This is a genomic window from Campylobacter sp. MIT 12-8780 (genome assembly GCF_006864535.1).
GTDB lineage: Bacteria > Campylobacterota > Campylobacteria > Campylobacterales > Campylobacteraceae > Campylobacter_D.
Map to the genome: position 1 here is coordinate 152,818 of NZ_QHLL01000001.1, position 18,922 is coordinate 171,739.

At 35.7% G+C, this 18,922-nt stretch carries 18 protein-coding genes; 7 read left to right on the top strand and 11 right to left on the bottom strand.

The features are described 5' to 3' along the window. Positions 1-49 precede the first annotated feature (49 nt). Positions 50-2,197, top strand: a complete 2,148-nt coding sequence (locus DMB95_RS00750) for a polyribonucleotide nucleotidyltransferase (protein ID WP_142930494.1) — start codon at positions 50-52, stop codon at positions 2,195-2,197. Here the strand turns inward: DMB95_RS00750 and DMB95_RS00755 are convergent. After that, positions 2,194-3,381: an MFS transporter gene (locus DMB95_RS00755; protein WP_142930495.1), complete on the bottom strand. Its 1,188-nt coding sequence runs from the start codon at positions 3,379-3,381 to the stop codon at positions 2,194-2,196. The two genes, DMB95_RS00750 and DMB95_RS00755, sit on opposite strands and share 4 nt — an antisense overlap. Before the next feature lie 53 nt (positions 3,382-3,434). Here DMB95_RS00755 and DMB95_RS00760 point away from each other — a divergent pair, with 53 nt between their 5' ends. Next, on the top strand, positions 3,435-3,893 hold the full coding sequence (locus tag DMB95_RS00760; protein ID WP_142930496.1) for a low molecular weight protein-tyrosine-phosphatase: 459 nt from the start codon (positions 3,435-3,437) through the stop codon (positions 3,891-3,893). 81 nt (positions 3,894-3,974) lie between these two features. On the opposite strand, the gene DMB95_RS00765 is transcribed toward DMB95_RS00760, so the two are convergent. The 4 genes from DMB95_RS00765 to DMB95_RS00780 all read right to left on the bottom strand — a co-directional run bounded on the left by DMB95_RS00765 (position 3,975) and on the right by DMB95_RS00780 (position 7,987). Then, positions 3,975-4,856, bottom strand: coding sequence for an NAD(P)H-dependent glycerol-3-phosphate dehydrogenase (locus DMB95_RS00765; RefSeq protein ID WP_142930497.1), 882 nt, complete (start codon positions 4,854-4,856; stop codon positions 3,975-3,977). After that, on the bottom strand, positions 4,857-6,275 hold the full coding sequence (gene gatB, locus DMB95_RS00770) for an Asp-tRNA(Asn)/Glu-tRNA(Gln) amidotransferase subunit GatB (RefSeq protein ID WP_142930498.1): 1,419 nt from the start codon (positions 6,273-6,275) through the stop codon (positions 4,857-4,859). 94 nt (positions 6,276-6,369) lie between these two features. Continuing rightward, positions 6,370-7,005, bottom strand: coding sequence for a hypothetical protein (locus tag DMB95_RS00775; protein ID WP_142930499.1), 636 nt, complete (start codon positions 7,003-7,005; stop codon positions 6,370-6,372). Position 7,006: 1 nt separating this feature from the next. Then, positions 7,007-7,987 carry a toxic anion resistance protein gene (locus DMB95_RS00780; protein ID WP_142930500.1) on the bottom strand — a complete coding sequence of 327 codons (981 nt, stop codon included), beginning with the start codon at positions 7,985-7,987 and terminating at the stop codon, positions 7,007-7,009. Between the two features lie 95 nt (positions 7,988-8,082). On the opposite strand from DMB95_RS00780, the gene DMB95_RS00785 reads away from it, so the two are divergent. Both DMB95_RS00785 and DMB95_RS00790 read left to right on the top strand, forming a co-directional pair. Then, complete coding sequence (locus DMB95_RS00785; protein WP_137632763.1) at positions 8,083-9,477, top strand: SPFH domain-containing protein; 1,395 nt, start codon at positions 8,083-8,085, stop codon at positions 9,475-9,477. A gap of 24 nt (positions 9,478-9,501) precedes the next feature. Next, positions 9,502-10,275, top strand: coding sequence for a hypothetical protein (locus DMB95_RS00790; RefSeq protein ID WP_142930501.1), 774 nt, complete (start codon positions 9,502-9,504; stop codon positions 10,273-10,275). On the opposite strand, the gene DMB95_RS00795 is transcribed toward DMB95_RS00790, so the two are convergent. Next, on the bottom strand, positions 10,272-10,466 hold the full coding sequence (locus DMB95_RS00795; protein WP_142930502.1) for a hypothetical protein: 195 nt from the start codon (positions 10,464-10,466) through the stop codon (positions 10,272-10,274). The two genes, DMB95_RS00790 and DMB95_RS00795, sit on opposite strands and share 4 nt — an antisense overlap. Then, positions 10,463-11,143: a F0F1 ATP synthase subunit A gene (locus DMB95_RS00800; protein ID WP_137632760.1), complete on the bottom strand. Its 681-nt coding sequence runs from the start codon at positions 11,141-11,143 to the stop codon at positions 10,463-10,465. The genes DMB95_RS00795 and DMB95_RS00800 overlap by 4 nt, the downstream gene beginning before the upstream one ends. A gap of 285 nt (positions 11,144-11,428) precedes the next feature. Here DMB95_RS00800 and DMB95_RS00805 point away from each other — a divergent pair, with 285 nt between their 5' ends. After that, positions 11,429-12,751 carry a major outer membrane protein gene (locus DMB95_RS00805; RefSeq protein ID WP_142930503.1) on the top strand — a complete coding sequence of 441 codons (1,323 nt, stop codon included), beginning with the start codon at positions 11,429-11,431 and terminating at the stop codon, positions 12,749-12,751. A 97-nt stretch (positions 12,752-12,848) separates the two neighbouring features. Here the strand turns inward: DMB95_RS00805 and DMB95_RS00810 are convergent, their stop codons facing one another. Then, entirely contained in the window at positions 12,849-13,211 is a 363-nt protein-coding gene (locus DMB95_RS00810; protein ID WP_142930504.1) for a Rid family detoxifying hydrolase, read from the bottom strand. Positions 13,212-13,377: 166 nt separating this feature from the next. On the opposite strand from DMB95_RS00810, the gene DMB95_RS00815 reads away from it, so the two are divergent. Next, positions 13,378-14,724 (top strand): class II 3-deoxy-7-phosphoheptulonate synthase, encoded by a 1,347-nt coding sequence (locus DMB95_RS00815; RefSeq protein WP_137632757.1) that lies wholly within the window; start codon positions 13,378-13,380, stop codon positions 14,722-14,724. Positions 14,725-14,732: 8 nt separating this feature from the next. Next, positions 14,733-15,065 (top strand): ArsC/Spx/MgsR family protein, encoded by a 333-nt coding sequence (locus DMB95_RS00820; RefSeq protein WP_142930505.1) that lies wholly within the window; start codon positions 14,733-14,735, stop codon positions 15,063-15,065. Positions 15,066-15,167: 102 nt separating this feature from the next. Here the strand turns inward: DMB95_RS00820 and DMB95_RS00825 are convergent, their stop codons facing one another. The 3 genes from DMB95_RS00825 to DMB95_RS00835 form a co-directional block, all read right to left on the bottom strand. Beyond that, a complete protein-coding gene (locus tag DMB95_RS00825) occupies positions 15,168-15,371 on the bottom strand; it encodes a hypothetical protein (protein WP_142930506.1) in 204 nt (67 codons plus the stop codon). Between the two features lie 198 nt (positions 15,372-15,569). After that, positions 15,570-16,934 carry a major outer membrane protein gene (locus DMB95_RS00830; protein WP_142930507.1) on the bottom strand — a complete coding sequence of 455 codons (1,365 nt, stop codon included), beginning with the start codon at positions 16,932-16,934 and terminating at the stop codon, positions 15,570-15,572. Positions 16,935-17,113: 179 nt separating this feature from the next. Beyond that, on the bottom strand, positions 17,114-18,826 hold the full coding sequence (locus DMB95_RS00835) for a phosphoethanolamine transferase (RefSeq protein ID WP_142930508.1): 1,713 nt from the start codon (positions 18,824-18,826) through the stop codon (positions 17,114-17,116). Positions 18,827-18,922: the final 96 nt, after the last annotated feature.

The following is an 18,922-nucleotide window of genomic DNA, read 5'->3' on the forward strand; positions in this document are numbered from 1 at the left end:
ATTTAACAAGCTTTGTTCTCATTCATCGTTAAATTTTAAAGGAGAAACGATGACATATAGCATAGAGCTGAATAATCATCTTGAAATTTTTGATATTGACAAGGTAGCAAAACAAGCCAGTGGAGCTGTTTTGATGCGTCAAGGCAAAAGCGTGGTTTTAGCCACAGTTGCAAGGGAAAACACACCAGTTGAGGAAGATTTTTTGCCCTTAACTGTGCAGTATATCGAAAAAGCATATGCGGCTGGAAAAATTCCGGGCGGATATATCAAGCGAGAAACCAAACCAAGCGATGCTGAAACACTTACAGCGCGTATTATCGACAGAAGCTTAAGACCACTTTTTCCAAAAGGTTATGCTTATCCTACACAAATCGTTGTTATGGTGCTCTCAGCTGATAGCGAAGTTGATCTTCAAGTAATGAGCTTAAATGCAGCAAGCGTGGCTTTATATTTAAGTGATATAGAGATAAAAGCTCCTGTTTGCGGAGTAAGAATAGCGCAAATTGAAGGTGAGTTTATCCTAAATCCAACTTGCTCTGAACTTAAAAAAAGCAATCTAGATCTCTATCTAGCTGGCGTTAAAGATGAACTTTTGATGATAGAAATGAGAACTTTACCAAGCTATGATACTGAAAATTTAGCTCTTGAGAGTAATTTTGCTGAGAATTTAACAAGCGGTATGCAAAATATGAATGAATTAAGCGAAGATGCGATGATTAGGGCTTTGGATTTTGGTATGCAAGCTATAGAAAATGGCTCAAATGCTTATGAAGAAGCCTTTAACAAACACAAAAAACAAGGTGAAATCGAACTTAAAATCATAGAAGAGCACAGCGAGCTTGCTGAATATATCGAAAAAAATTATTCTAACGAAATCAAAGCCGCTCTTTATCAAATGGCAAAAAGCGAAAGAGCTGTCGAGCTTGAAAAAATCGCCCAAATCATACTTAAAAGCAAGGCAAGCGAAGATAAAGAAGCGATAATGAGTGCTTTAAACAAAGTTAAAAGAAAATTTGTAAGATCAGGTATCATCAATGAAGGCAAAAGAGCTGATGGCAGAAGCTTAGATGAAGTGCGACCTATCAGCATAGAAACAAATTTATTGCCTAACGCACATGGTTCTTGTCTTTTTACAAGAGGACAAACTCAAGCCCTTGTGGTAGCGACTTTAGGCACAGATGCGGACGCTCAAATGATTGATTTGCTTACCGAAAAAACAAGTATAAGCGAAAGATTTATGGTAAATTACAATTTTCCGGGCTTTTCAGTAGGCGAAGCAAGCCCTATGAAAGCACCGGGTAGAAGAGAGCTAGGGCATGGAAATCTAGCAAAAAGAGCTTTATATCCTAGTGTTGATGAAAATTATCCTTATGTGATCCGTCTTGTATCTGAAATTTTAGAAAGCAATGGCTCAAGCTCTATGGCAAGCGTGTGTGGCGGGGCTTTGGCATTAAGAGCAGCTGGGGTAAAAACAGCTAAGCTTGTAGCTGGAGTAGCGATGGGGCTTGTGTTTGAAGAAGGAAAAACAGCTGTTTTAACCGATATTATGGGCTTAGAAGATCATGATGGGGATATGGATTTTAAAGTCGCTGGAAGCAAAGATGGCATTACAGCCTTGCAAATGGATATCAAACTTGGTGGTATAGACAAAAACACATTACAAAGAGCTTTATTACAAGCTAAAGACGCAAGATTACACATACTAAACATCATGGAAGAAGCTGAAAAAGACATCGTTATCAACGAAGAAATTTTACCAAAACTTGAGCTTTTCAGCGTTGATCCTTCAAAAATCGTTGAGATTATCGGACAAGCAGGCAAAACTATCAAAGAAATCATTGAAAAATTCGAAGTAGCAATCGATCTTGACAGAGATAAAGGCGAGGTAAAAATCGCTGGAGCTAGAAACGAACAGGTTAAAGCTGCAAAAGATTATATCATCAATATCGTTTCAAAAGAAAGCAAATTTGATAAAAAACGAGGCTTCAAAAAAGATCATTTGCCTTTTGAGATAGGCGAAGTTTTTGAAGGTAGGGTTAAAAATATCGCTCCTTTTGGGGCTTTTATCGAGCTTAGAGACGGCGTTGATGGGCTTTTACATAGCTCTAAAATCAAAGGCGATTTAAGAGAAAATGATCTCGTTCGCGTCAGGGTAAATGAACTCAAAAACGGCAAAGTATCTCTTGATCTTGCTTAAGCAAAAATGCTCTTTCTTTGCAAGATAGCAAAGTAAAGAGCAAAAACCAAAAACATCACGCTAATCATCTTGAAAACAAATTCTATGCTATAAAGCCCAGCCAAAAAGCCTCCGCTTACAGAACCGATGAAATTTCCAAGCGCAAAAGCACTTTGATTGAAGCCAAAAACCAAGCCAAGCTTTTTTTGAGGCACAATCTTTTTAAACAAAGCATTCACACAAGGCACAAGCCCACCAAGTCCCACACCCAAAAGCAAACGCAAGAAAATTAAAGCGATGATATTTTCTACCAAAGAATGCAAATAAAAAATCACCGCACAAAAAGCCAGTGCTATAAGCAAAACCTTTCCAGCTCCTATCTTATCAGCTATTTTACCAAGCTTTGGAGCAAAGATGATATTGCTTACCCCACTTGCAGCCACAACAAGCCCAGCCCAAAGAGCGATAAAATGTGCTGAGTGATGAATTTGTTCAACAAACAAAGACATAATAGGCATAACCGCATTAAAGCCTACTTGTATGATAAAAGTAAGGGCAAAAAGTGTAAGCAAGAGGCTTAAATTCTGCTTCAAAGCTCCTGTTTGGCTAAATTCCAAATCCACACCCTCATCTACCCTGCCCTTGTCTTTGATGAAAAAATAAGTCGTTAAAAAAGAGCAAAATAAAAGTGCGGCAATCACGACAAATAAAGCTCGAATGCCTACAAGCTCGGCAAACAAACCCCCAAACAAAGGACCTATCAAATTTCCACTCACCGAAGCCGTAGAAAGCGTGGCTAGGGCATAGGTTGCTTTTTCTTTTGGCGAGATTAAAGCGATATAAACAATAGCAGCTGAAGTAAAACCTGAAACCAAACCTGTTAAAGCCCTTATGATGATGATTTGCTCCACATTTTGCACAAAAGCAAGGAAAAGGGTTAAAAAAGCCATACCAAAACTTGCTCTTAAAAGCATCAATCTTGAGCCAAAGCGGTTGGTTAAATGTCCCCAAAAAGGCGAGCAAAAAGCCATCATCAAAGCCGTTATACCAAAGCAAAGCCCAGAATAAAAAGTGATTTGCTCATACTCACTTACCCCCAAAGAGCGTATATAAAAGGGTAAAATAGGAGCAAGTTGTGATAAACCCATACTTGTAGTAAAGACGCCAAACCAGCAAATAAGAAGATTTTTCTTGAAATTTCTCATAAAAATATTGTATTATATGAATTTGAAATTTTTACTGAATTAAGGATAAGGCTTTGAAGAAAATTTGTTTTGTTTGTCTTGGAAATATCTGCAGATCGCCTATGGCTGAATTTGTAATGAAAAACTTAGCACAAAAATACGGCTTAAATGATAAGCTAAGCATCACAAGTGCAGGCACAGCAGGCTATCATGATGGAGAAGATATGGATAAAAGAACAAAGAAAAAGCTCAGTGAAAAAAGCATAAATGCAACACATTTTATCAGCAAAAAACTCACCCAAAAGCTTTGCGATGAAAGCGAACTTATACTTGTTATGGATAAGATGAATTACAAAGCCGTGCAAAGCAACTTTAAAGGGCTTGAAAACAAGCTTTTTTATCTTTTAGACTTTTGTGAAAATACTGACAAAGAAATACCTGATCCTTACTATACAAACACCTTTGAAGAATGCCACGAACTTATCTTAAAAGCCTGCGAAGGACTTTGCAAACACTTGCAACAAGAGCTATAAGCACTCTTTAGTAAAAATTCAGCCTTAAAGCTTAGTAAGCTAATCTTATATCACCACGATACAAAAAAGCTACGGCGCACTTTAGCTTAACAAGTCTTTTAAACTCTGCTTTACGCTTTTTCCTCTTAAAATTTGAGCTACTTCGCTAACTATTGGGGTGTAAATTTCATGTTTATTTGCCATTTGTTCTATAGCAAAGGCTGTTGGTATGCCCTCTACTACCTCTTTAAGCTCACTTATAATCTCATCTTTATTTTTGCCCTCAGCTAGTAAAAGTCCAGCTCTATAATTTCTTGAAAGCACGCTAGAAGCGGTTAAAAACAAATCCCCAGCCCCAGAAAGTCCCAAAAATGTCCGCTTGCTTGCTCCAAAAAAGCTGCCAAATCTTTGCATTTCAACAAGTCCTCTTGCGATCAAACTTGCCCTTGCGTTATTGCCAAGTTTTAAGCCATCACTTATCCCACTAGCTATAGCCAAAACATTTTTATACGCCCCACAAATTTCAGCCCCACGCACATCATCATCAACATAGGCTTTGATATAAGAGGGAAAAAAGCTTGCAAATTCCTTGCAAAGTTTTTCATTTTCCCCACTTACTACCAAAGCACAAGGTAGTTTTTGCATAATTTCAGCTGCAAAGCTTGGACCACTTAAAACGCAAATTCTATCCCTTGAAACATACTCAGCCATAAGCTCATCTAAAAATTTACAAGACTTTGTATCTATGCCCTTTGAAGCAAGCAAAATTTTTTGCCCCTTGTCCTTGAAATTTTCTTTAAGCCAAGCTTCAAGTCCTTGAGCCCATAAAGCAAGCACAAGATATTCACATTTTAAAGCCTCAGCCATACTTACAAAATGAGGCAAAGTCCTTGTGTGAGGCGAGCTAATGAGACAAGGCTGATTTTGCAAAAAAGCATCTTGTAAGGCACTGCCCCACTTGCCAGCTCCTATAATAGCGATCATTTAGCCAAGCTTTGCTTTAAGAAGTTCATTAACTTTTGCTGGATTAAACGCGCCCTTACCCTCTTTCATCACTTGTCCGACAAAAAAGCCAAAGAGTTTATCCTTGCCACTTTTATATTCAGCGACTTTATCGGTATTTTTTTCTAAAACTTCAGTGATGATTTTTTCAATAGCACCATCATCACTAACTTGCTTTAAACCAAGCTTATCTATAGCTTCATCTATGCTAAAATTTACATTTTCAAACACAAAGGCAAGCACTTCTTTTGCTGCTTTTGCTGAGATAGTGCCATCTTCTATGCGAGCTATTAAATCCCCAAGCTTATTTGCATCAATAGGTGAATTTTCTATGGTAAGCTCGCCCTTTAAAAGCCCCATAAGTTCAGTTGTAAGCCAAGTTACGCAAAGTTTTGGGCTTAATTTTCTAGCGATTAAGCTTTCAAAAAAGCGGCTTAATTCAAGGCTTGTTATCAGCACTTCAGCATCGCTTTCTTTTATACCAAGCTCACTCATATAACGAGCTTTTTTCTCATCTGGAAGCTCCGGTAAGCTGGCATTAAGCATGGAAGGCTTTAAAAATACAGGCAATAAATCAGGATCAGGAAAATACCTATACTCAGCCGCCTCTTCCTTACCTCTCATTGAACGAGTAGTTAAAGTCGTGGTATTAAAAAGCCTTGTTTCTTGCACCACTTCTTTTTCATAAGTGCCATCTTCCCAAGCCGCACTTTGCCTTGCTAACTCATATTCTATAGCTTTTTGCACAAAGCGGAAAGAATTTAAGTTTTTTATCTCAACCCTTGTATAAAAGTTCTCATCGCCCTTTGGACGAATGCTTACATTGACATCGCACCTAAAGCTTCCTTCTTGCATATTTGCATCTGAAATATCTAAAAAACGTATGATAGAATGCAGTTTTTTAAGATACGCCACCGCTTCATCAGCACTTCTTAAATCAGGTTCACTCACTATCTCTAAAAGCGGAGTGCCACAACGATTAAGATCAACCTTAGAAAAACTTGCTTCATGGATATTTTTGCCTGCATCTTCTTCTAAGTGAGCTCTTGTAATACCTATGCGTTTGTTTTGCTCGCCAAGCTTGATAAAAAGCTCGCCATTTTCAACTATAGGAATGTCAAATTGTGAAATTTGATACGCCTTTGGAGAATCTGGATAAAAATAATTTTTGCGATTAAATATACTCTTTTCATTGATTTTTGCCTTTATAGCCCTACCAAAAGATACAGCCTTTTTCACAGCTTCTTCATTTAAAACAGGCAGAGCTCCGGGTAAGGCTAGACAAACAGGGCAGACATTGGTATTTGGCTCTTCTCCAAAAGAAGTCGCACAAGAGCAAAAAATTTTAGTTTTGGTATTTAGCTGGGTATGAACCTCAAGTCCTATGACAAGCTCAAACATTTATATTTCCTTTATTTTTAAGAACTTTTTGCTTTATTATATCTTTTTTTGTGTTTAAAAGAGTTTAAAAATGCTTTAAAAAGCTTGATTTTCATCATCTTAAATACGCATCAAGTTCTTTGATAAGTGCTTGTAATTCATGCTGTTTGCTTTTTTCTTTATTTTTAAGCTCAAGCATTTTAAAGCATAATTTTGCGGCTAAATTTTTTTGCTCATTAAGCTGAGTTAAAAGCATATTACCTTTATACCTAAGCTCTTCTTGAAGCTTTGTTTCAAGATCGTTAAATCCTTGCGTAAAATTATCTATAAGTTCATTTAAAGCTTGTTCAAGTTGAGCCCTATTTTGAGTGAGCTTATTATATATTGTATTGATTTTTGAAAAAGTAAGTTCGCGTTTATCTAAAACTCCATTTAAAATTTGTTTGATCTGCTTTAAAAAATGCTCGCTTTGATTTTGCAAAAACTGCATTTGCTCTTTGCATTCAAAAAAGTCAAATTCATACTCTTTATTTTCTTGAGCTTCAAAGCTTGAAGATGAAGCAATAAAGATATTTTTATGTTTAAAACTTATACCAAGTTTTTGCATCAATTCCTTTGCCTGAGGGCTGATTTTAAGATGATTTAAATGATGATAATAGGCACTAAAAAGCAAATCTTTTTCGTAAAATGAAAGCTCTAAATTATCAATTTTTTCTAAATTTTCATTGAATTTATCGACAAAATGAGCCAAATCAAGCCTTGTTAAAACTCATCATTTTTGCAAGATAATCATCAAATATTTTGATATTTTCTCTCATTTTTGGTAAGGCATTGAGCTTGTATTCTTGAGTGCTTTTTAAAGCCTCTAAAACATCATCAAAAGCGACTTTGAGCTTATCCATATCAAGCACTGCCTCGCTTGCTCCTTCTTGTATAGCTTTAGCTTGCTCTTTAAGCTCCTTTGCATTGTGCGCGATTAGATCACTTGTTTGTTCATTTATACCTTGCACAGCCTCTAAAACGCGTTTTTGTTGCTCTAAACCTTGAGAAGTGATGATGGCTACGCTTAAGGCATTAAGTGTTACAGCCTTTGTTCTTTCAACAGCATTGATAAGTTCTTTATTATTATTTATCAGCGTTTTTATCGCAAGCTCGCCTTGAGTATGCACAGCAATTTGCTGGCTTAAATCTATGATTTTTTGTTTCAAAATAAACAAAATTTGTTTTTCAAATTCTGTTTTTAATTCATTTTCAAGCTCTAAAAGCTTGTTTTGGGCATACACATCAGCTTCTTTTACAAGGGCAAGTTTTTCTTGCAAAAGCTTGCTTAAATCTGCATTTTTTTGTGCTTCAAGTTCAAGAGCGATATTATCTCTTAAAAGAATTTGTTTTCCTTCTTCAAGCTTGTTTAAAAGCTGATCTAAAAAGCTTTTATTTGAGTTAAATTTTTCAAAATACCTTTTAAATTTTTGACTTTGTTTGCCAAAAATTTTATCAAAAAAAGAAAGCTTAAAATTATGTGGATTGATAGCATCGATATTTTCTTTAATCTTACTTAGTGCATCAAAGATAAAGCTATCGCTTTGCTCAAAATGCGCTACATTGCCCTTGATATTTTCACAAAGTGCGTTTGAAAGCCTTTTTTCTTCTTGATCAAACTCATCGATAATATCTCGAGTAAGCTTTTTTTCATTAAGTGCTGTATCAAGGCTTTGTATAAGGGCATTTGACATTTTTTTCCTTTTTTTGACTTGAATTGTAACATAAATTTGATTTTAAAAAAATAAATGTTATAATTTTGCAATTTTTTAAATTTTAAGGATATAAAATGCTTACCTTGATCTCATCTATACTTGGCTTTTTTGTTATTTTACTTGCTTTAATCGTCTTTATAGCTATGCTTTTTAGACGCGTAGTAGCGACAAATGAAGTGCATATTATCCAATCAGCCAAAAGTACAACTTCTTATGGTAAGGATACTGGAAATGGCAATACTTACTATGAATGGCCTTCTTGGATGCCTATTTTTGGGGTCACTAAGATCGTTTTACCTGTTTCTGTTTTTGATATTAATCTAAATGGTTATGAGGCATATGACAAGGGCAGAGTGCCTTTTATCGTGGATATTACTGCTTTCTTTCGCATTAAGGATTCAAATGTTGCTGCTCAAAGAGTAAGTAGCTTTGATGAGCTTATAGAACAACTTCGTGCCATCATTCAAGGTTCAGTTAGAACCATACTTTCTTCTCATGAAATTGAAGATATTATGCACTCAAGAAGCACTTTTGGAGATAGTTTTACTAAAGAAGTAAGAGAGCAGCTTGCAAGCTGGGGTGTTGAAACGGTTAAGAATCTTGAACTTATGGATATAAGAGATAGTCAAGATTCTAGTGTGATCCGCAATATAATGGAAAAGAAAAAGTCTTTGATAGAAATGCAAAGCCGTGTAGAAGTAGCAGAAAATATCAAAAATGCAGAGATAGCTGAGATCAATGCTGAACAAGCTACCCAAATTCAAGAACAAATCGCAAAGCAAGTTGTAGGGCTAAAAACCGTTGAATCTCAAAGAGAAGTTGATATATCCGCTCAAAAAGCGGCCCAACTTGTCAAAGAGCAAGAAAAGGTTACCAAAGAAAAAGAAATGGAAGTTGTAAAAGTCGCTGATGTTAAGAGAGCTGAGATTACTAAGGATGTTAATGTCGTAAAGGCTGAAGAGATTAAACAAACAGCGATTATCAACGCAGAGGGTGATAAGCAAAAAGATATTTTAAAAGCTGAAGCTTTACTTGAGTCTAAAAAAAGAGAAGCCGAGGCTTTACTTGAAATGAAAAGCAAGGAGTCAAAGGGTATAGAGCTTGAAGGTGCTGCAAAGGCTCAAAGTGAAAAGCTTATGCAAATGGCGCCGATTGAAGCACAAATTTCTCTTGCTCAAGAAATAGGAGAAAATCAAGGCTATCAAAACTACCTCATCTCAATCCGCCAAATTGAAGCTTCTCAAGCCATAGGGATTGAACAGGCAAAAGCCCTTGATAAAGCTGATATTAAAATCATTGCAAATGCAAATAATGGCAATGTCAATGAAGGGCTAAAAAGTGTAAGCGAGTTTTTCTCTGCTAAAGGTGGCACACAACTTGGCGCTATGCTTGAAGGGCTTGCACAAAGTGAATTAGGCAAAAATTTACTTGATAAACTCAGTTCAAAAAATAAAAATGAAAAAGCTTGAATATAAGCTTTTTCAAGGCTAAAGATGAATGAGTTTTTGCAAAATGCCCAGCAAAGAAGGGAACAAAGGCGATCTAGAAGAATAGAAAAAGCACGAGATTTTGGCAAAAGACTTGAAGATTACACCCAAAATTTAGAAAAAAATCTCCAAACTATCCTCGATGAAAAAGAAGTTCAAAAGAAAGCACAAAGCTTTACTAATGACACAAACATTCAAGAAACAAATTTTAAACACTCTTTACAAGAAAGAAAAAAGCAACATAAGATAAAAGCTCAAGAGGACTTTATATCTGTGCAAGATCAGCCAGATTTAAGTAAAAACGACAGCTCTAATGCCTTAAAACAAGAAAAAAATAAGCAAAACACTACAAATTCTCATTTTCCCAATGAACAAAAGCAAGAAAAAAAAGAGTTTATCCCGCAACCAGAAAAGCAAGATTTCACTCAGCATAATAAAAATGATTTAAACTCACGCAAAGAACAATTTTTCAGCTCTACTCAAAACAATACACAAAAAGAGCCAGCAAAACCAAACACTACGCACACACTCTATGAGTATTTTAAGGGTGATAGTGAGTTTGATGAGCTTATCCGCAAAATAGAAAATTCACAAGAAATAGATTCTTTTCTTTCAGATCAATACAAGCAATTTGAACAAGAACAAAAACAAATTCAAAATCTAATAAATTTAAACAAAAGAAAAAAGATAAAGAAAACATGGCTTTCTTCGAAAAAAGCAAGTATTCTTGTTTTTATCATGTATTTATTACTTTTGATAGTTTATATTATGATAAATTAGCTTTTTTCTAATTTCTTTCTTAAATTTAAATTTTCTATACACAAGCAAACAAGTACAAACAAAACAAAACCCGGAAGAGCACCCAAAGCAAGATAGATAAAAGAATGATGAAAAAGCATAAAAAGATAAAAGGCACCAAAGAGCATTAAAGCTAGACTAGCACCTTTTAAAAATTCATAAATATAGATCAATGACCTTCCTCAACCACGGTTGCACCAGCTAGATATACATAAGTTAAGATCATAAAAATAAAGGCTTGCAAAAACGCCATAAAAGTAAGCAAAACATACGCTGGAAGTGGTGCAATATAAGGTACAAGAGCAAGTATAACCATCAAAAACAAATCATCACCTTTGATATTACCAAAAAGACGAAAAGATAACGAAATAATACGAGAAAAATGCGATACTATCTCTATAGGAAACATTAAAGGAGCGATTGCTGGCACAGGACCCATAAAGTGTGCAAAATACTTCAAAAAGCCTTGAGTGCGAATACCTTCAAAATGATAATACACAAAAACAACTATAGCCAAAGTCGCTGTAAGGTTAAGACTGGCTGATGGTGCGTGAAAGCCTGGTATTATGCCGATGATATTGCTAAAAAATACGATAAAACCGATAGTGGCTACAAGTGGAAGGTATTTGCGGGCTGCCTTTTCGCTTCCCATAGTATCACGTCCCATGCTTAAAATGCCCTCTAGATATGCTTCAGCTAGGTTTTGCGTCCCACGAGGCACAAGTTGCATAGAACGAGTTGCAAATCTTGCCAAAAGCACTGAAATCACGGCTACTAAGGCAAGGTGAAAGAAATACGAAAAGGTGTGACTTGGATCAAGCAAAGCGCTAAACAAAAACAAATCTTTCATTGATTTTCCTTGATGAAATTTAAACTTTATTGTAACATATTTTTCTTAATTTGTGCGTGCAAAAAGTCATTTTCGTTAATAAAATGTTAAGTCTTTACTTTCAATTCAAAAAAAACTAGAAAAATTTGCAACAACAAGACTTTTATTTTCATCACATAGCAAATTTGATTTATCAAAAATTTAAACATTTTGTAACCAAAATGTAAATTTTATGCCCTATTTTGATATTAAGCCTATGTTTGTGTGTTAGAATGTTTATAATTTTACTTTTTGAAAGGGAGAAAAATGAGTAAAAAAATTATGTTAAGCCTTGTAGGCTGTATGGCGTTAAGTTCTTTTACGAGCTTGGGTGCGATCTCTTTAGAAGATGCGATTAAAAATGTGGATTTTACAGGTCAGTTAAGATACCGCTATGACACAGGTGCTTGGGATGGGGCTAATAGAGGCGCTCAAAGTGCTGTGCAAGGTCAAAATGCAAAACAAACCCATAGATTTCGTGCAAGAATAGGTGCAAAAGCTGATATTGGCGATGGCTTCAAAGTATTTGGACAAACTGAATACGGCAACGACGCAAATGGCGGTTATGGGGCAGGCAACAAAGCCCAAACAGACAGCCCTTTTAAACTTCGTCAAGCATATTTGCAATATGACTTAGCTGATTATGGCACTAGCTTCATCTGGGGTAGGCAAGAACTTGGCACCATTTGGACTACAGATATGGTAGGAATGGCTGCAAAAGCTCTTTATACTGGTATTGATGGCTTAACTTTAGCTGCTTTTGCTGTAGATAGCTTTGATAGGGATCCTGATAGAGCGTTTAAAGACTTAGATGATTATACAAGTGATGCTACTACAGCTGATTCTCCTGGCGACTTTGTTTTTAGACAAAACCTCTATGGTGTGGCAGCTATTGGTGCGTATGATTTGGGCGGTGCAAGCCTTGATACTCAACTTTGGTTAGCCTATCTTAACAAAAGAGCGACTTTTTATGCCCTTGATATAAAATACGGCTTACCTATCGATCAAGACTTAAGCTGGACTCTGCAAGTAAATTACTTAGGAAACTCTGTTGATTCTGCTTTAAAAGATAGAGTTGAGAGAATGCAACATAAAGTCGCAAATGGAAATTTTGTCCAACTTAACGGAATGATTAAAGGTTATGGCTTTGATGGCACACTTGGTGGCTTGATGTATGGTAAAAAAGGCGAGTTTAGTGTAAATTTCATCGAAGATTACAGCAGTGCTATTTTACCAGCTGGTAAAGAAATTTTCTATATGAAAGGCTCTAATATCACAAATAGCTTTGGACAAAGCACTTTTGGGTATGCAAAGGTTGGTTATACTCTTCCATCTGATCTTAGACTTGGCGTTCAATTTATCTATGGTGCAACTGCTGCTGATACTGGCAATGCCACAACTTCTGCTAGTCTAGGTGGGGGCGATAAAATGGAAGCTGTCGCGGAAGTAAATTATAATTACAACAAAAACCTTAACTTCTTGCTTTGGTATTCATATCTTGATACAAAGGCTGATTTGCCAGCTAATGCACAAGCTGATTATGATTCTAAAAAGAACACTGTGCGTTTCCAAGCACTTTATAAATTCTAATCATGCTTTACAAAGAGGCTTTGTGCCTCTTTGTGTTATTTCAAAAAATAGCTTTATCATCAATATGCAAAGCCAAAGCACAAGCCTTAAAACCCACCTACGCTTTATACGCGATAGCTTCGATCTCTACCTTTGCTCCTTTTGGCAAATCCTTTACCGCAAAGGCTGATCGAGCCGGAAATGGAGCTTGAAACTCTTTTTCATACACCTCATTCATTATCGCAAAATCACTTATATCACTTAAAAGCACCATAGTTTTTACAACTTGACTTATTTCTAAGCCATTTTCTTTTAAAATCGCTTTTATATTATTTAAAGCTTGCTTTGTTTGCTCGCCAACACCGCCTTTGACAAGCTCATTTGTTTGTGGATCAAGCCCAAGTTGTCCTGATATAAAGATCAAATCCCCCACTTTTCTAAACGCAGAATAAGCACCTACTGCTTTTGGATAAGTTTGCATGACTGCTCCTTTTTTATAAATTCAAAGTCTTATTTTAACATATCTAAGCTTTAAATTTCTTATCAAAAATAAGCCAAAATCACAAAAAAACTCAAATCAAAAGCCTAATTTAAAGCATTTTTTGCTATAATCTCGCCAAAATTTATATAAAATTAAGGTTTTAATAATGACTTGGACAAAAAATTCATGGAAAAATTATCCCATTAAACAACAGCCCACTTATAGCGATGAAAAGGAGCTCAACGAGGTTTTAGCACGTCTTGAAAAACTACCTCCACTTATCTTTGCTGGCGAAGTTCGCAACTTAAAAGCTAAGCTTGAAAAAGTCGCTTTAAAAGAAGCTTTTTTGCTTCAAGGTGGCGATTGTGCAGAAAGCTTTGCAAACTTTGGAGCTGTAAATATCCGCGATATGTTTAAACTTCTCTTGCAAATGGCGATCGTGCTTACCTTTGCTGGAGGCTGTCCTATAGTGAAAATCGCGCGTCTTGCTGGGCAGTTTGCAAAGCCTAGAAGTGCGGACTTTGAAGAGCTTGATGGTGTAAAATTACCAAGCTATAGAGGCGATATTATCAATGGTTTTGACTTTAGCAAAGAAGCAAGAGAGCCTGATCCTAAACGTATGATAGAAGCGTATTATCAAAGTGCGACGACTTTAAATTTACTTCGTGCATTTGCTAAAGGTGGTTTGGCTGATTTGCATGAAGTGCATCGCTGGAATTTAGGCTTTTTGAAAAAGGCTGAACTTGGAAGCAAGTATGATGAGTTGAGTGAAAAGATCACCCAAGCGCTTGAATTTATGCAAGCTTGTGGGATTACTGCTGCAAATTCGCCAAGCCTAAGAGAAACTTCAGTTTATACTTCTCACGAAGCCTTGCTTTTGCCTTATGAAGAAGCTTTGACAAGGGTTGATAGCTTAAGTGGTGAAATTTACGATTGTTCAGCTCATATGCTTTGGATAGGAGAGCGAACGCGTGGGCTTGATGAGGCGCATATTCATTTTTTAAGCGGAGTGAAAAATCCTTTAGGTGTAAAGATAGGACCAAGTGCAAAAGCCGATGATATCAAGGCTATAGCACAGGCATTAAATCCTAAAAATGAAGCTGGAAGGCTTAATATCATCATTAGAATGGGCGCAGATAAAATCGCCTCAAATTTACCTCATATCTTTAAAGAACTGAGCAAAGAAGGCTTAAATATCGTTTATAGCATAGATCCAATGCACGGCAACACCACAAAAGCTGGGAATTTCAAAACACGAGAATTTGATAAGATTATGCAAGAAGTAAAAATGTTTTTTGAAATTTCAATGAGCGAGGGTATCTACCCAGGCGGCGTTCATCTTGAGATGACTGGACAAGATGTAACCGAATGCACCGGTGGGGCAAGCAATGTAACCGCAGAAAGCCTGCAAAATCGCTACGAAACACAATGCGATCCGCGTTTAAATGCCGATCAAGCCCTTGAGCTTGCCTTTTTAATCGCTGATTTGGTTAAAAAAGCAAGAAAAGCCTAAGGAAATATATGAAAGTATATGGGATCAAAAACTGCAATAGCGTTAAAAAGGGCTTAAATTTTTTAAACGAAAAAAACTTTGAGTATGCGTTTTTAGATATCAAAAAGCTTGATGAAAAGACTTTAAAATCGTGGCTTGAAAAGAAAAGTTTTAGCGAGCTTATCAACACAGCTGGCACCACTGCAAAAAAGCTAGGACTAAATAAAGAAAAGCTTGCAAGTAGTGATGAAAAAACGCTTTTTAAACTCATTCTTGAAAATCCTAGCCTCATCAAACGCCCAGTGATTGAAAAAGACAATCAACTTTTTATCGGCAAAGAATACGAGCTTATAAGCAAATAGCTCGTTATTTTTTGCTGGTAATGGCTTATAAAAGTATTGTTTATCAAGTAAATTAGGCTTTTTACAAAAGCTTTTAGCGATACAAATGAGCTTTTGGATTTGTTATTCTATGCTAAGATTTAGGGTTGCTTTAGAGCCTTTTTGATCCCTTAGCAAGCTTTTATCACTTGCATTTTGCTTTTCATAACGCAAACGCAATTCACCTGAAACCTTTACTTCTTTATCTTTAAAAAGCTCATCAAGACTTTGGGCTGATAAATTTGCAAATACTCCTAGCAATGCCAAAGCAAAAATACTCTTTTTCAAAACTTTTTCCTTGTTTATTTATCTTTATCAATGATAACATTTTTCGCTAAATAAGATAAAATATAAGTGAATGAAAATGAAACAAATCGCTTTGTATCTTATAATAATGATGATTTAAAAATTTAACTTGAGCTATTTTGTGATGAAAATTTAAAAGCTCTTGCTCCAAAAAGGAGCAAGAAAAGCTATCAAGCAAGCTTAGAATTTATACTCGGCTTGAAAGCGGATATTGTTTTGTTTTGGATCATCATACCCTCTATTAGAAAGATAATCAGACTTTTGGGTTATATAAGAGTAAAAACCTGAAAAAACAAGTTTTTCGCTGTAGTTATAATCCACTCTACCTACGATTTCTTGTTTCTTACCTGCTGCGCTTCTATCTTGTATGTTTTCCCAAATTTTTGTGCTACCATAAACATAATCAGCGCCTATACGCACGATATCATTAAAGGTATAACCAGCGCTTGCAAAAACAAATTGATTTTTACCTAAAGAGCCGTGCAAGCTTGAGCCATCGGTATTTTGAATTTCCTCTCCAGCTGTGATAATATCACCCATATCTTCAAGCACATTGAAAGTGATAGAATCATCTCTACCATACGCAGTATAGCCTAAAGTGCCATCAAAACCATAGCCTTCAAGTGTGCCTGCTATAGTATAAAGTGAGCCAGACTCAACGCCGTGATTTTTAAGATAATCATCTGAGATATTGCCAAGATATTGAGCTTGCAAGCCCCAATTTAACTGATCGGTAATCGCTAAAGTATATCCAGCATCAACAGCAACAAGCGTAGTTCTATTTGGCACATAACCTACCCAAAGTTGTCCTGTAACACCAGCTTGTTCGCTATAGTCGATAATAGCAGCCGCACCATAAATATTATTTGAGAATATAGCGTCTTTAAGATCGTCATACTTTCCGGTAATGATTTCGCCGGTTGGATCATCATTTTGATCTACTACAGTAGTTGTTATGCCCGGACGAGTAGGACGAGTTCCATCGCCTTGAGACCATTCAGGACGAGAACCAGCACCTACAAAATCCCCATCATTATTAACACTATCCACAGCAAATGCAGCAAGTGTAACGCCTTCTAAGCTTTGGTTGATGATTTTACCGACCATACCTACTGAGCCATCTATATCATTGTCTGTCCAAATCGTATTTAAAGACTGACGACCGAGCATTATGCTTGTGCCATAATCAGCAGCGTCATACTGCAAATATGCTTCTCTTAGATAAAAAGGCTGATTTGTCTTTGTGCTTGAGCCAGCACCATAGCCACCATCATCTGCAGCACCATCGTAATTATAATCAAGCATACCAACGACTTTTAAGCCATCGCCTATATTTGCAGCTGCACCAAGCTGTGCTCTCATTTTATGAAGTTGGCTATCAGTTTGCTCTGCTGCACCTTTTTCTCTAAAAGTATCATAACGATATCTTAAAGTTCCTGTAAAATCAACATTTTTAATCGCATCTTCCAAAGAGACAGCATTTAAACTTGCAAAAGAGCTTAATGCTACAAATCCTGCAAGTGAGAGTGTGATCTTTTTACTCATTTTCTTTCCTTTCTAAAAATAAATTGCATTCATTATAACATAAAAATTTTGAAATTAAAATAAGAATGAGTATAAATTTGTATTTTAATTATCTCTTAGAAATTCACAGCTTGCAAAACCTTTTTTAAGTGCCTTGCAGATAAATTGTATCTTACAAGGCATTTTATATCTTTTTTGTTTTATTTGGTATTAAAAAGCTGATTTTTCAGCTCTTTATCATAATCTTTTTGAGCGCTTTTACCTACTCTTCTTGCCCTATTTTCTAAAAAACTAGGATCATCGGCAAAAAGACTTCGCTTTGCTTCAAAGCCGTCTATATTAAAGCCAGCTATATCAATGATAGCATGGACAAGATCATCAAGCATAAAAGGGCGATTTTGAGCCTTAACTATCTTTTCATAAGCTTTTGGGTGTTTTGCTTGAAAAGTATCGCTTGCATAGATGATAAAAGGCACTTCCACCATAAAGCGATTTATCTTTACATCGTTGTGAAGCTGGTATTCTTCACCGCTATCATACACATCTTCACCATGATCGCTGATATAGATGATAAGGCTATCTGTATCTTGAAATTTCTTAATCACTTCGCTTAATACAAAATCTGTATAAAGCACAGCATTTGCATACTCTGCCCTTGTTTTCTTGCCAAATTTACTTTGTATATCTTTTTCGCTAAAAATGGCAAATTCTTTTGGATAGCGGTTATAGTATATGGCGTGATTTCCCATGATATGCACGCTTAAAAACAAGGGTTTGTATTGTTTGGCTAAGACTTTATCAATAAGGGGTAAAATTTTCTCATCAGGTTTTGAGTTTTCAAAATACGAGCTTAAACTCGCCCAATGAACCTCATCACTTCGCCCAAAAATCGTCGTTGAAGCCTTATCAAAGATACTGAATTTTTCTTGATTGGAAATATTTACATTTTTATAGCCTCCAAGTCTCATCGCATCGATAAGATTAAGGTATTCAAACCATTCTTTGTTACTATTTTCTTGATTTGCAAAGCTTAAAACTTGCGAAAGAGACTCATAAGTCGTAGCTCTTGAAGAGATAACATCATCAAATACAAGCAAATTCTTAGGTTTTTCATCTTTAAGCTTGCTTAAATTTGGAGTATTTTTAAGCTTATAACCATAAATTTGCATTAGATTTCTTTGTGCGGATTCACCGATGATTAAAACAAGGTTTTGAATTTGATCTTCTTTGCTTGCTTGAGTGTAGTTTAAATCTTTAATAAACGCATCATAATCATGCGAGATTTTTTCGTATTCTTTCATCGAAGAAAGAATCTTTTTCAAGCTTCCATTTACAGCAACTGCGGTGTTGTATATCACATCAGAAGCCCTTTCATAATGTGGGCGAAATTTAAAAATATGAGCTGCGGTAACAAAAAGCAAAAGCAAAACAAACACAAGCAAAATAACGCGACTCCCCCCCCCCTGTTTTAAAGCCCTTGCATACTTATACACAAGGTAAAAAAGCACGCAAAATAAAAACGCTAAAAGGCAGAATTTCAAGTCAAAATAAGTGATGAAAAATTCTTTACTCTCTCTTGGATCACTTTGCAACGCTACGCTCACAAGATAATCATTTAAAGTTACTTCAAAATGATACAGCATAAAAAGATTGATAAGAAAAAATAACACGCTTAAGGTTATAACACAGGCTAAAAAGAGCTTTTGAAACCATTGTATCTTGATAAAATAAATCAAACAAAAAGCTAAAAAATATGTGCAAAAAAGCATACTTTCGCGGTAAAAAAACGAGTAAAACCAATACATATCAAAAAGTTTAGGAAGATTATAAATTTGTGCCAGTGTGATAAAAAAAGAGTTTAACACAAAAAGCAAAATAAAGCTTTTTGCAAAACGCGTATCATGATAAAACATCTTACAACCCCTTTAAAAATAGGGCTAAATTCTACCATAAAAAAATAAATTCAAAACCTACGATATAAATTTAAAGTGTTTTTTGAAATTTCAAAT